We start from the raw sequence: 12,262 nt of genomic DNA on the forward strand, positions 1-12,262 counted from the left end.
TTCCCGGCCCCGGGCTGGGCGGCATAATAGCGCGTTCGTCGGTGCCCGGCCCTTTCGCGTTAGCGCGGGGCCAACGAGGGCCGAAGAGGGAACACGGAGCCCCGGTCTTTTCGAAGCCCGGGCCTAGCCGTGGCTGCCCCCGCAACTGTATGCAGCCTGTATTCGCGCCATTCGCCACTGGATTACCGGGAAGGCGGCGCGAAGCGGAGGTTCCTCCCCCGGGTGGAACGCCGGGCTGCGAGCCAGGAGACCTGCCGCCGAAACCAGTCGCGAGTGCCAACATCGGGCGGGGTGTACCGATGCCGTGGTCTGTCCCTGGGGGACAGCGGTGCGGTCGCCGCGACGCCGATTCGAGTAGCGTTTTTGAACGACGACCAGACCCCGGCGCCCCTGCCCGTACCACGTCCGTCGCCCTGTCCCGGCCTGCTGCGTATCGTCCAGGCGCTGGACGGCGGCATCTGCCGCGTCAAGCTCGACGCCGGCCGCCTGGACGCCGCCCAGGCACGCGCCGTGGCGGCCGCGGCGCGGGATTGCGCCAGCGGCGTGATCGAGGCGACCAACCGTTCCAACCTGCAATTGCGCGGCGTCCGTCGCGGCGAGGAAGAGCGGCTTGTCCGCCGCCTGCTGGACGCCGGCCTCGGTCCCCGGCATGGGCCCCTGGCCGGCGCCGACGACGTGCGCAACCTGATGCTCAGCCCGGCCGCCGGGCTCGATCCGCACCTGTCGCTGGACGTACGCCCGCTGGCCGCTCGGCTGTTGCTGCGGCTCCAGGCGGACAGCCGCTACCACGCGCTGTCGGCCAAGTTCGCCATCCAGCTGGACGGTGGCGAAGACCTGGCGATGCTCGAGCATCCCCATGACATCTGGCTGTCGCCGATGCCCGCGGCGCCGACCGCGACGCTGGTCTTCGGACTCGCCGGCTGCCCGGCCCGCGACCGCCCCCTGGCGGCGTTGCCGGCGGAGCGGGGCGAGTCCCTGGTGCTGGCGCTGCTCGACCTGTTCCTCGAACGCGCCCAGCCGCAACAGACGCGGATGCGCCACCTGTTGCAGGAGCTGGCCGGAGAACCCTTGCTGGAGGCCTTGCAGGCGCGCCTGGATTTCCCTCTGCGGCGTGACGAGCGGGTGGCGGCCTGGCGGCGTTCGCCGGGGCGTCCGTGGAGTCATCTCGGCGTCCAGCCGCAACGCCAGCCAGGCCTGGCGATGGTCGGCGCGGCGGCGCCGCTCGGCCGGCTCGACAGCGCTTGCCTGGAAGGCCTGGCCGAGCTGGTCGAGCGCCATGGCGACGGCAGCCTGCGCCTGACCCCCTGGCAAGGCGTGCTCCTGCCGAACCTGGCGCACGTCGAGGCCCACCAGGCGCTGCTCGGCCTGCGCGGGCTCGGCCTGCTGACCGAGCCCGACGCGCCGTTGGCGCGGCTGATCGCCTGCAGCGGTTCCAGCGCCTGCGCCAAGGGCCTGGCCGACACCAAGGGCGACGCCTTGCGCCTGGCCGAACGCCTCGGCCCGCGCAGCGACCTGCCGCAACTGCACCTGTGCGGCTGCGAACGGTCCTGCGCCGCTGCTCACCGCGCGCCGCTCACCCTGCTGGCGCGCAGCGGCGGGTTCTACGACCTGTACCGGCACGACCCATGTCACCCCGGATTCGGCCAGTTGCTGGCCAGCCGCCTGACTTTCGCCACTGCCGCCGACTACCTGGCGGCCCTGCCTTCCCAGCCCACTTCCGGAAAACCCGCATGATTGACTACATCCGCGATGGCCAGGCGATCTATCGCCAGTCGTTCGCCACCATCCGCGCCGAAGCGAACCTCGCCGGCATCCCGGCCGACCTGGAAAAGCTCGCGGTCAGGGTGATCCACGCCTGCGGCATGATCGACGTGGTCGACGACCTGCGCTTCTCGCCGGGCGCCGGTGCCGCCGGCCGCGCCGCGCTGGCCGCCGGCGCGGCGATCCTCTGCGACGCGCGGATGGTCGCCGAAGGCGTGACCCGCTCGCGGCTGCCCGCCGCCAACCGGGTGATCTGCACCCTCAACGAAGCGGACGTGCCGGCGCTCGCCACGGAACTCGGCAATACCCGCTCGGCGGTGGCCCTGGAGCACTGGCGCGAGCACCTGGAGGGCAGCGTGGTGGTGATCGGCAACGCGCCGACCGCACTGTTCTACCTGCTGGAAATGCTCGACGCCGGCGCGCCGAAACCGGCGCTGATCCTGGGTTTCCCGGTCGGCTTCGTCGGTGCCGCGGAATCCAAGGAGATGCTCGCCGCCGATAGCCGCGGGGTGCCCTACGTGATCGTCCGCGGTCGCCGTGGCGGCAGCGCCATGGCCGCCGCGGCGGTGAACGCCCTGGCCACGGAGCGCGAATGATGAGTGTCGCGAAGGGCCGCCTGCTGGGCCTGGGCGTCGGGCCCGGCGATCCCGAACTGATCACCCTCAAGGCCCTGCGCCTGCTGCGTGCGGCGCCGGTGGTCGGCTATTTCGTGGCCAAGGGCAAGAAAGGCAACGCCTTCGGCATCATCGAGGCGCACCTGGACGAGGCCCAACTGCGCCTGCCGCTGGTCTATCCGGTGACCACCGAGAAGCTGGAGCCGCCGCTGTGCTACGAGACCATCATCAGCGATTTCTACGACACCGCCGCCGAGCAACTGGCCGCGCACCTGGATGCCGGCCGCGACGTGGCGGTGATCTGCGAGGGCGACCCGTTCTTCTACGGTTCCTACATGTACCTGCACGACCGCCTGGCGACGCGCTACGAAAGCGAGGTTGTGCCTGGCGTCTGCTCGATGCTCGGCGGCGCGGCGGTGCTCGGTGCGCCGCTGGTGTACCGCAACCAGAGCCTCTCGGTGCTCTCCGGAGTGCTGCCCGAGGAGGAGTTGCGCCGGCGCCTGGCGGATGCCGACGCGGCGGTGGTGATGAAGCTCGGACGCAATTTCGACAAGGTCCGCCGCGTGCTGGTCGAACTTGGCCTCGAGCGCCGCGCGCTGTACGTCGAGCGGGCGACCATGGCCAACCAGCGGATCGTGCCGTTGGAACGGGTGGAGCCGATGGCCTCGCCGTACTTCTCGCTGATCGTCGTCCCCGGCGACAAGTGGCAGGGAGGGGCCGGCGGTGAGTGACGCCCAGCTGGTTCCGGCCATCGTCATCCTCGGCCAGGGCGCGCTGGATACCGCGCGGCGGGTCCAGGCGCGCTATCCCGGAGCGCTGGTCCACGGACTCGCCGGGCGGGTCGAGGCCGACCGTTCCTATACGGACTTCGGCGACACCCTGCGCGAACTGTATTGCGCCGGCCGCCCGATCGTCGCCCTGTGCGCCGCCGGCATCGTCATTCGCAGCCTGGCGCCGTTGTTGCAACGCAAGGGAGCGGAGCCGCCGGTGCTGGCCCTGGCCGAGGACGGCAGCGCGGTGGTGCCGCTGCTCGGCGGGCTGGCCGGGGTCAACCGGCTGGCGCGGGAAATCGGCGAGGTGCTGGCCGTGGCGCCGGCGATCACCACCAGCGGCGAGCTGCGCTTCGGCACCTGCGTGCTCAACCCGCCCGCCGGCTATGTCCTGGCCGACCTGGAGCAGGGCAAGCGCTTCGTTGCCGATTTGCTCGGTGGCCAGCCGGTGCGCGTCGAGGGTGCCGCCGGTTGGCTCGACGCGGCCCGTTTGCCGCGCGACCCGGAGGCAGCGCTGGCGATTCACGTGACGCCCTCGGCGCGTGCGCCGCGGGCCGAGGAACTGCTGATCCATCCGCGCTGCGTGCTGGCGGCGCTCGAACCTGCCGACGCGGCGGCCGACGCGGTGCGCCAGGCGCTGGCCGATGCCGGCCTGGCCGCGGCGGCGCTCGGCGGGTTGCTGGCCGACAGCGCGCGGATGGCCGATCCGCGCCTGCAGGCCGCCGCCGATGCGCTCGGCGTACCGCTGCGCTTCCTGGCGCAGGCCGATCCCGCTGCGCGCCTGCGCCAGGCCTTGCCCGCCGCCGAGCAGGTCGGCGACCGGCTGGCGGTGGCCGCCGCGCCCTTGGCGATGGACCGCATCGGCCAGCGTCGCGGCCGACTCACGGTGATCGGCCTGGGGCCCGGCTGCGCCGAGCTGATGGTGCCTGCGGCGCGGCGGGCACTGGACGAGGCCGAGGACATCCTCGGCTACCAGACCTACGTCGACATGGCAGGACCCTTCCGCGCCGGACAGGTGCTGCATGGCAGCGACAACCGCGAGGAATTGCAGCGCGCCCGGCATGCCTTCGAACTGGCGGCGACGGGCAGGGCGGTGGTGGTGGTATCGTCCGGCGACCCCGGCGTGTTCGCCATGGCCGCCGCGGTGCTGGAAGCCCTGCATGGCGCTGGCGAGCCGGCCTGGGACGCGGTCGAACTGCGGATCTTCCCTGGCGTCTCGGCGGCCCTGGCCACCGCGGCCAGGGCGGGGGCGCCACTGGGCCACGATTTCTGCCTGCTGTCGCTGTCCGACAACCTCAAGCCCTGGGAGGTGATCGAGCGGCGCCTCGACCTGGCCGGCGCCGCCGACCTGGCGATGGCTTTCTACAATCCGATCTCGCGGGCGCGGCCCTGGCAACTGGGACGGGCGCTGGAGATCGTCGCCCGCCATCGTTCGCCGCAGACCCTGGTGGTGCTCGGCCGCGACATCGGGCGGCCCGGCGAGCGCCTGCTGCGCACCACCCTGGGCGAGCTGCGTGCGGAGCAGGTGGACATGCGCACCCTGGTGATCATCGGCTCGTCCACCACCTGCAGCTTCCCGCGCGCCGACGGCGAAGCCTGGGTCTACACGCCGCGCTGGTACCCATCGGAATAGCGGGGCGGGAGCGCGCGCGGAAATGTGGCAGACTGCTGCGCGCATCCCTGTACCGCGGAGCCTGAATCCATGTCCTTTCGCTGTTCCCCGTGTCGCCTGGCCGGCATCCTGCTGGCGGCGCTGTTCGTTCCGGGGCTGGCCGCGGCGGCCGGCTCCTGCGAGCGCCTGGTGGCCACCGGCAACCCGGAATACCCACCCTACCTGTGGCGCGACCCGCAGGATCCGAAGCGCCTGATCGGAGCCAATGCCGACCTGTTGCAGCGCCTGGGCAAGGAGCTCGGCGTGCGCATCGACGTGCTCTACAGCGGCTCCTGGGAGAAGGCCCAGGAAGAGGTGACCAGCGGTCGCGCCGACCTGCTCGCCGGGGCCTACCTGACCCTGGCACGGCTCGGCAGCATGGACTACGTGCATCCTCCGTTCCTGATGACCAGCGGGGTGGTCTGGGTGAACAAGGACGCCGCGTTCCCGTTCATCGGCCGCGACGACCTGATCGGTCACAAGGGCAGCGTGCTGGCCGGCAGCAGCCTGGGCGAGGAGTTCGACCGCTTCGCCAAGGCCAGCCTCGACCTGAAGCCGGTGCCGAGCCTGACCCAGGGCTTGCAGGACCTGATGCTCAAGCGCAGCGAGTTCCTCCTCTACCAGGCGTTGCCCGGGCAGGCCCAGGTCGAGGCGCTGGGCATGGCCGACGACCTGGAAGCGCTGGAACCGGTGCTGAGCAGCGAGGGGCTGTACCTGACGCTGTCGCACAACTCCGCCTGCAACGATCCGTGGCTGCGCGGACAACTGGCGAAAAAGATGACAGAATTGTCGGCTGCCGGCGTTCCCGTAACGCTCTTGCAGGACAATCTCGAACGCTGGAAAGCCCAGCAATTGCCGGCTTCCGGCGCCAGCTCGACTACGCAGGAAAGTGACTTGTGAGCATTCGATGGATGATGGCCGCAGGCCTCGCCGCGCTGACCCTGAGCGGTTGTGCGAGCAACGACCCGGCTCCGCTGGAGCAGATGCGCCTGACCGAACAGGCGCTGGAGCAGGCCAAGGCGGTGGGTGCCACCGACGACGTGGCCGAGCTGAAACTGGCCCAGGACAAGTACGCTGCGGCGCAAATCGCAATGACCGCGGAGTCCTACAAGAAGGCTCGCCTGTTGGCCGAGCAGGCCGAACTGGACGCACGCCTCGCCGAGTCCAAGGTGCTGACGCAGAAGAGCAAGGACCAGCTCGGCGAGCTGGACAAGAGCCTGAAACGTCTGCGCAAGCAACTGGGGGAGACCGACTGATGCCGGGCAAAGCGACTCTCTTCGCCACCCTGCTGGCCTGTGCCGCGCTGGCTGGCTGCGCCGACCACAAGCTCAGCGAACAGTCGCTGGCCAAGGCGCAGAGCGAGTTCGACCAGGTCAAGGAAGATTCCGACGTGCTCCGCGCGGCGCCCAAGGATGTGATCCGTGCCGGCGAATCGCTGGCCCGCGCCGAACGCCTGTCCAGCTACTGGGGCAGCAGCAGCGACGTGATCCAGTATGCCTACCTGAGCCAGCGCTACAGCGAGATCGCTCGCCAGCACGCCTTGCTCAACCTCAACCAGGAGCGCCTGACCCGCCTGCAACTGGAGCGCGAGCGCCTGCAACTGGCCCTGCGCGAAGCCAAGCTGCTCAGCGTGCAGGAGCAGGGCCAGCGCCTGAGCGAGGAGATCGCCAGTCTCAGCACCGAGGAAACCGAGCGCGGCCTGGTGCTCACCCTTGGCGACGTGCTGTTCGACTTCAACCGCGCCGAACTCAAGCCGGCGGCCAACCGCACCGCGCTGAAGCTGGTGCAGTTCCTCCAGCTCAATCCGCGGCGGGTGATCCGCATCGAAGGCTATACCGACAGCGTCGGCGACAGGCAGGCCAACCTCGACCTGTCGCGCGAGCGCGCCCAGGCGGTGGCCGACGTGCTCGCCGATCTCGGCGTGGATCCCGCGCGCATGCAGGTGGTCGGCTACGGCGAAGCCTTCCCGGTCACCGACAACGCCTCCAACCGGGGGCGGGCGCAGAACCGCCGGGTGGAGATCGTCTTCTCCAACGACAAGGGCCAGCTCAGCGCGCCGCGCTGAGAACCGCGCCGCCGCAGGAAGCCCCGGTACCCCAAAGGGTCCGGGGCTTTTTTCGTCTGGCGAACCGGGCGGCGCCGGATTTCTCTGTCAGAACTTGCGCAAGAGCGGGCTATCATCGGGATCGAACTAGTTCGAGCGGCAATCCGTGCAGCATAAGCACCTTGTATTTCGTTATAACGAGTAGAGAGGCGCAATGAGTTCGAACGAAACCCTGCCGGGGTTGGTGATCGCCGATTCCTTCCCGGTCATGCAGTGGGCGCTGCAGCGCTACCTCAGCGAGGAGTGCGGACGCCAGGTGCTGGCGGTGGTCGGCGATAGCGACAGCCTGGTGGAGCGCCTGGCCGACCTGCCGCCGGAAAGCATCCTGATCACCGAGCTGGGCTTGCCGGGCCAGCGCAGCCGCGACGGTATCCACCTGGTGGAATGGCTGACCCGGCACTGCCCGCAAATGAAGGTGATGGTCTACTCGGTGTTCAGCGCGCCGTTGCTGGCCAAGGCGGTCCTGCGCAGCGGCGCCTCGGCCTACATCAGCAAGCGCAGCCCGCTGGAGACGCTGAAGGCGGCGCTGGAGTGCATGGCGCTCGGACAGACCTTCCTCGACCCCGGCCTGCACCCGCAGCGGCATACCGGCAAGCCGCTGAGCCCCACCGAGGTGGACATCCTCCGGCGCCTGGCGCGTGGCGACACGGTCAGCGAGATCGCCCAGCGGACCATGCGCAGCGTGTCGACCATCAGCACCCACAAGAAGAACGCGATGGTCAAGATAGGCCTCAACAGCGACGCCGAACTGATCGCCCTGGGCGTGATGAACTGGCTCCACGAACTCGCCTGACCGGGTTCGAAACATCTCGACCGCCAGTTGCGGAACAATCCTCGCCAGCCCCCCGGGAGCCATCCCGCCGCAGCCGAGGAATCCGCATGATCCGCCAGCCCCGCTTTGCCCGTTTCGTCCTGCCGTTGTTGCTGAGCCTGTGCCAGCCGTCCTTCGCCGCCGAACTCCGCGCGATTGCCGAAGCCCGTCGCCAGGAGCTCCTGCTGGAGGACTCGCCGGTGGCGTGCGGCGAGGCGGGCTGCACGGCGCGGGAAAGCCTCAGCCTGGTGGCGTTGCAGGCGCAGGCCCGGGTCCTGGTGACCCGCCTCGGCCGCGATGACTTTTTCCCGGCCGCCCGCCAATCCGCCGCCGTCCCGGACTACCGCCTGTTCGGCGATCTCGGCCTGGCGCCAAGCCCCTTCGCCTGGCACGCGTCAACCGGCGAGAGCGCGGCGGCGGACGCGTTGCGTTTCTGACTTTCCCTATGGCCGCTCCCCAGGCGGCTCTTGGCGGACTGTTTCCCGCCCGTACCCGGCCGGTGGCGACCGACCGGGTTTTCTTTTCCTCGCGAACGTGCCGCCTCTGCGACCGACCCGTACAGTTTTGCGACTGTATGCCTGGTTGTCGGCCGAACTGTTCTGGAGCAGTTTCACGAATTGAGCTACTGTTTCGGTTCAATCGCCGAGGAAAACCCGCCATGACCAATCTGCTGCTTTACCAACGCATCGCCCAGCAGTTGGCCGAGGACATTCGCCGTGGCGTCTACCAGCCGGGCGAGCGGGTACCGTCGGTGCGCAAGCTCAGTACCCAGTTGAACGTCAGCCACGCCACCGTGTTGCAGGCCTACGCCACCCTCGAGGACCAGGGACTGATCCGCGCCCGTCCGCAATCCGGCTTCTACGTCCACCGCACCCCGGCGCTGACCGCGCCGACCCCGGATATCGCGCGGGTCGAGCGTCCCGGCCTGGTCACCCGCAGCAGCATCATCAACCAGGTGCTCGCCGAGTCCCGCCGCGAAGGGGTATTCCCGCTCGGCGCGGCGGTGCCGCACGTGGACTACCTGCCGGTGCGCGCCTTGCACCAGCAACTGGCCAAGGTCACCCGCTTCCAGAGCCCACGGGCGTTCAGCTACATGTTCAGCCCCGGTTTCGAGCCGCTGCGGCGGCAGGTGGCGATCCGCATGCGCGACGCCGGCGTGGTGGTCGACCCGTCGCAGGTGACCATCACCCACGGCTGTGTGGATGCGATCCACATGGCCCTGCGGGTGCTGACCCGTCCCGGCGACCTGATCGCCACCGAGTCGCCGAGCTACTACGGCCTGTTGCAACTGGCCGACGTGCTGGGCCTGAAGGTCATCGAGATTCCCAGCGACCCGCGCACCGGGATCAGCCTTGAAGCGCTGCAACTGGCGGCCAACCAGTGGTCGATCAAGGCCTTGGTGCTGACCGCGCGGCTGAGCAATCCCTTCGGCGGGACGATTCCCGAGGATCGCCAGAAGCAACTGCTGAAACTGACCGCCGAACACAACATCGGGGTGGTCGAGGACGACATCTACGGCGAACTGATGTTCGACCAGGGCCAGGCGCGCTCGCTCAAGTCCCACGACCGCGACGGCCGGGTGATCTACTGCTCGAGTTTCTCCAAGACCATCTCGCCCGGCGTACGCATCGGCTGGATCATCGCCGAGCGCTACCAGGAGGAGATCCGTCGCCTGCAGACCTTCACCACCCATTCGGCCTGCACCGTGACCCAGATGGGCGTCGCCGCCTACCTGGAGAACGGCGGCTACGACCGTCATCTGCGCTACATCCGCCAGGAGTACCGGAAGAACATGACCGCCTACCAGCTGGCGGTGCAGCAGTATTTCCCGGAAGGTACGCAGATGACCCGGCCCAAGGGCGGCTTCATTCTCTGGGTCAGCCTGCCGGCCAAGGTCAACACCAAGGAACTCCACGTGCGAGCCCTGGAGCAGGGCATCAGCATCGCCCCGGGGCTGATCTTCAGCAACACCGAGCAGTTCAACAACTGCCTGCGGCTGACCTGCGGGATTCCCTGGAACCGCGAGGCGGAGCGGGCGATCATGACCCTCGGCATGCTTGCCGGGCAGCTTTGCCAGGAAGGCCTGATCGCCGCCTGAGCGCGAGGCGCTCCCTTGGCTGAGGGGCGCCCCGCGACAGTCCGCGAAGAATTTTCCCGGGGTTTAACCCGAATCCACCGACAGCTTCGTCTCAGCGGGTATCTCCGCTGCACGACGAGGTCGTCTCGATGTTTTTCCCGGCTTCCATCCGGACCGGCACTTTCGCCGAACTGTCCGACGCTGGAAAATGTCTACCGATAGCCGCTCCGGCCGCGCTTCTGGCGACGGCCCGGGCGTTTCGTGGCGACGCCGATGCGCGCCGCGAAGGATGTGGCCGATGAGCCTGCTCTCGGTCGCCTTTGACACAGGACAGGAGTCGACCAGCGGCATGCATGCCTCCACCAGCGCCACGACGGCCGCCGGCAGCGACGAAACGCTGCTGGCGCGTTACCGCAAGGGCGACAGTGCGGCCTTCGAGGTGCTCTACCAGCGCCACCGGCAAGGTCTCTATCGTTTTCTCTGCGGCCTGGCCGGACAGACCGAACTGGCCGACGAGATCTACCAGGAAACCTGGCTCAGCCTGATCCGCAGCGAGAGCCAGCCGCAGGGCCGGGCGAGCTTCCGCACCTGGCTCTACCAGATCGCCCGCAACCGCCTGATCGATCATTGGCGCAAGCATGGCCAGCGCCAGCCGTTGCAGGACAGCTACGACGAACAGTTGCACGCGCAACCCGACCAGGGCGCCGGCCCCGAGCAGCAGCTCAGCCTGAGCCGCGACGGCGAGCGCTTGCAGAGCGCGCTGGAGACCCTGCCCGAGGAGCAGCGCGAGGTATTCCTGATGCGCGCCCACGGCGAACTGGAACTGGCCGAGATCGCCACGCTCACCCAGTCGCCGCTGGAGACGGTGAAGAGCCGTTTCCGCTACGCGGTGCAGAAGCTGCGCCGGCTGCTGGCCGAGGAGGTGGCGGTATGAACCCACAGAAGCATTCCGCGAGCGTCGCCGAAGAGCAGATGCTGGCGCATTTCCGCGCCCATACGCCGCAGCAGCCGGTGCCGGCGCTGGATCAGGCGATACTCGCCGCCGCGCGTCGCCAGGCGGCGCATGTCGAACCCGCCCGGTCCTGGTGGCGGCGCTGGCTGGAAGCCTCCCGCAGGCCGCGTTGGCAGGCGGCCTTCGCCAGCCTGCTGGGCGTGGCGCTGGTGCTGGGGCTGGTCAGCCACAATGTGCTGGACGACGCCGAGCGCCCGGCTCCTCCCGAAGTGGCGTTCAGCGATGTGCCCCTGCGCGACGGAGTCACCGGGGCCGCCACGGCGAAGCGGGCCATGCGCGCGCCGGCGGCGCCGGCTCCGCTGTCCAGCGAGATGTCGGAGCCCCCGGCCTTGCTGGCCAGCTACGCATCGTCCGGGGAGGCGCCGCAACTGATGGCCGAGGCCGCGCCGCCGGCTCCGGCTGCCCTGGCCGACCGACCGCCGGCCCAGGCTGCGCAGCAGGCGAAGGTCCAGGCGGAGCTGGCCGGCGACTTCGTCGCCCAGGCCAGGGGCAAGGCGGTTGCGGTGAAGCCGGAGGTGCTCGACGAGGCGCTCGGGGCGGTCCTTGCCCTGCGTGAGCAGGGCAAGACGGAGCAGGCCGCGACCCAATTGGCCGAGCTGCAGAAACGCTTCCCCGGAGAGAACCTGCTGGAACGACTGGAACGCCTCGCGACGATAGCCGCGAGCGCCCGGAAACAGCCGTGACGACCATGGCCTGCGACGCCGCGATGGCGTCGCGGGCTGACATCAAGCGGTTATCCGTGCATGACAGGTTAGACATGGTGCGAACAACCGAGAGAGTGCCAGGATGACGATAGTGACCCCTTGCCTTGGTTGCAGTCTGCCGTCAGCATTGCCGCAATTGGCCATACCTGCGTGACTATGAAACGTCTTTGCCGAATTTGCGTCGTTGTTCTTTTCGGTTGCTTCCTGGCGGCCTGCGATGACGGCTCCAAGGCACCGGAAAAGAAAGCCCCGGAAGCACCGCCGCAGGAGCAGCGCGCCCCTGCCAGGCCAGTGAAGCCTGCACGAGCGGAGCCAGCGCCTGCCGTGCCTGCCGCGCCGAAAGCCGCTGCGAAGAAGGTCGCGCCAGCCGCGGAGCAGGTTGCCGAACCCAAGCCGCCGGCCAAGCCGAAGCCTACGGCTGCGCCGCCGAAGCCGGCCAGCAGGCCGGTCGCCAAGGACAAGCCGGCGCCGGCGAAGCGCGCTTCCACCGCTCGTCTCGACCCCGAGGTACGCAAGCCGCTGCCGAGCGCCAAGCTGGACCTGCGCCTGCCGAAGGAACTGGTGCAGAAGATGGCGCCGCCCGGCACGGAAGAGACCCATAAGCCCAAGCCGCTGTTGCCGCCGATGTTCGAGGAAAAAGACGACAGCGACTTCCGCCTCAACGGCCAGTTGCTCTATCGCGACCGCGAACTGGGCGTGTCGCGGCCCCTGGAAGGGGCCGAGTTGCAGTTCGAGTTCCGCCAGTAGGCCGCCACGGT

General features: G+C 69.2%; 13 protein-coding genes and 1 riboswitch. All 13 genes read left to right on the forward strand.

The genetic code is table 11. The features are described 5' to 3' along the window. Window positions 1–22: 22 nt before the first annotated feature. Window positions 23–274: riboswitch (cobalamin riboswitch) on the forward strand. 89 nt (window positions 275–363) lie between these two features. After that, window positions 364–1,734 carry a precorrin-3B synthase gene (gene cobG, locus HMPREF2886_RS17650; protein WP_070747961.1) on the forward strand — a complete coding sequence of 457 codons (1,371 nt, stop codon included), beginning with the start codon at window positions 364–366 and terminating at the stop codon, window positions 1,732–1,734. Then, a complete protein-coding gene (locus HMPREF2886_RS17655; RefSeq protein WP_033976019.1) occupies window positions 1,731–2,357 on the forward strand; it encodes a precorrin-8X methylmutase in 627 nt (208 codons plus the stop codon). The genes cobG and HMPREF2886_RS17655 overlap by 4 nt, the downstream gene beginning before the upstream one ends. Continuing rightward, entirely contained in the window at window positions 2,354–3,106 is a 753-nt protein-coding gene (locus tag HMPREF2886_RS17660; RefSeq protein WP_061194903.1) for a precorrin-2 C(20)-methyltransferase, read from the forward strand. The genes HMPREF2886_RS17655 and HMPREF2886_RS17660 overlap by 4 nt, the downstream gene beginning before the upstream one ends. Beyond that, the gene (cobJ, locus tag HMPREF2886_RS17665) at window positions 3,099–4,778 is read left to right on the forward strand and encodes a precorrin-3B C(17)-methyltransferase (protein WP_039027668.1); all 1,680 of its coding nucleotides are present in this window, start codon (window positions 3,099–3,101) and stop codon (window positions 4,776–4,778) included. The genes HMPREF2886_RS17660 and cobJ overlap by 8 nt, the downstream gene beginning before the upstream one ends. 69 nt (window positions 4,779–4,847) lie before the next feature. Beyond that, window positions 4,848–5,696, forward strand: coding sequence for a substrate-binding periplasmic protein (locus HMPREF2886_RS17670; RefSeq protein WP_003091009.1), 849 nt, complete (start codon window positions 4,848–4,850; stop codon window positions 5,694–5,696). Continuing rightward, window positions 5,693–6,052 (forward strand): DUF4398 domain-containing protein, encoded by a 360-nt coding sequence (locus tag HMPREF2886_RS17675; RefSeq protein ID WP_003091008.1) that lies wholly within the window; start codon window positions 5,693–5,695, stop codon window positions 6,050–6,052. The genes HMPREF2886_RS17670 and HMPREF2886_RS17675 overlap by 4 nt, the downstream gene beginning before the upstream one ends. Further along, complete coding sequence (locus HMPREF2886_RS17680; RefSeq protein WP_003091007.1) at window positions 6,052–6,861, forward strand: OmpA family protein; 810 nt, start codon at window positions 6,052–6,054, stop codon at window positions 6,859–6,861. The genes HMPREF2886_RS17675 and HMPREF2886_RS17680 overlap by 1 nt, the downstream gene beginning before the upstream one ends. A 193-nt stretch (window positions 6,862–7,054) precedes the next feature. Then, complete coding sequence (locus tag HMPREF2886_RS17685; protein WP_003091005.1) at window positions 7,055–7,693, forward strand: LuxR C-terminal-related transcriptional regulator; 639 nt, start codon at window positions 7,055–7,057, stop codon at window positions 7,691–7,693. Window positions 7,694–7,779: 86 nt separating this feature from the next. Then, window positions 7,780–8,148, forward strand: coding sequence for a hypothetical protein (locus HMPREF2886_RS17690; RefSeq protein WP_070747963.1), 369 nt, complete (start codon window positions 7,780–7,782; stop codon window positions 8,146–8,148). 221 nt (window positions 8,149–8,369) lie between these two features. Then, window positions 8,370–9,809, forward strand: a complete 1,440-nt coding sequence (locus tag HMPREF2886_RS17695; protein ID WP_003091003.1) for an aminotransferase-like domain-containing protein — start codon at window positions 8,370–8,372, stop codon at window positions 9,807–9,809. 328 nt (window positions 9,810–10,137) lie between these two features. Further along, window positions 10,138–10,722, forward strand: coding sequence for an ECF family RNA polymerase sigma factor SbrI (gene sbrI, locus HMPREF2886_RS17700; RefSeq protein ID WP_003119848.1), 585 nt, complete (start codon window positions 10,138–10,140; stop codon window positions 10,720–10,722). Further along, window positions 10,719–11,483: an anti-sigma factor SbrR gene (gene sbrR, locus HMPREF2886_RS17705; RefSeq protein WP_033970356.1), complete on the forward strand. Its 765-nt coding sequence runs from the start codon at window positions 10,719–10,721 to the stop codon at window positions 11,481–11,483. The genes sbrI and sbrR overlap by 4 nt, the downstream gene beginning before the upstream one ends. A gap of 345 nt (window positions 11,484–11,828) precedes the next feature. Further along, window positions 11,829–12,251 (forward strand): hypothetical protein, encoded by a 423-nt coding sequence (locus HMPREF2886_RS17710; RefSeq protein WP_033976034.1) that lies wholly within the window; start codon window positions 11,829–11,831, stop codon window positions 12,249–12,251. Window positions 12,252–12,262: the final 11 nt, after the last annotated feature.

The sequence above is a fragment of the Pseudomonas sp. HMSC066A08 genome, from assembly GCF_001813025.1.
GTDB lineage: Bacteria > Pseudomonadota > Gammaproteobacteria > Pseudomonadales > Pseudomonadaceae > Pseudomonas > Pseudomonas aeruginosa.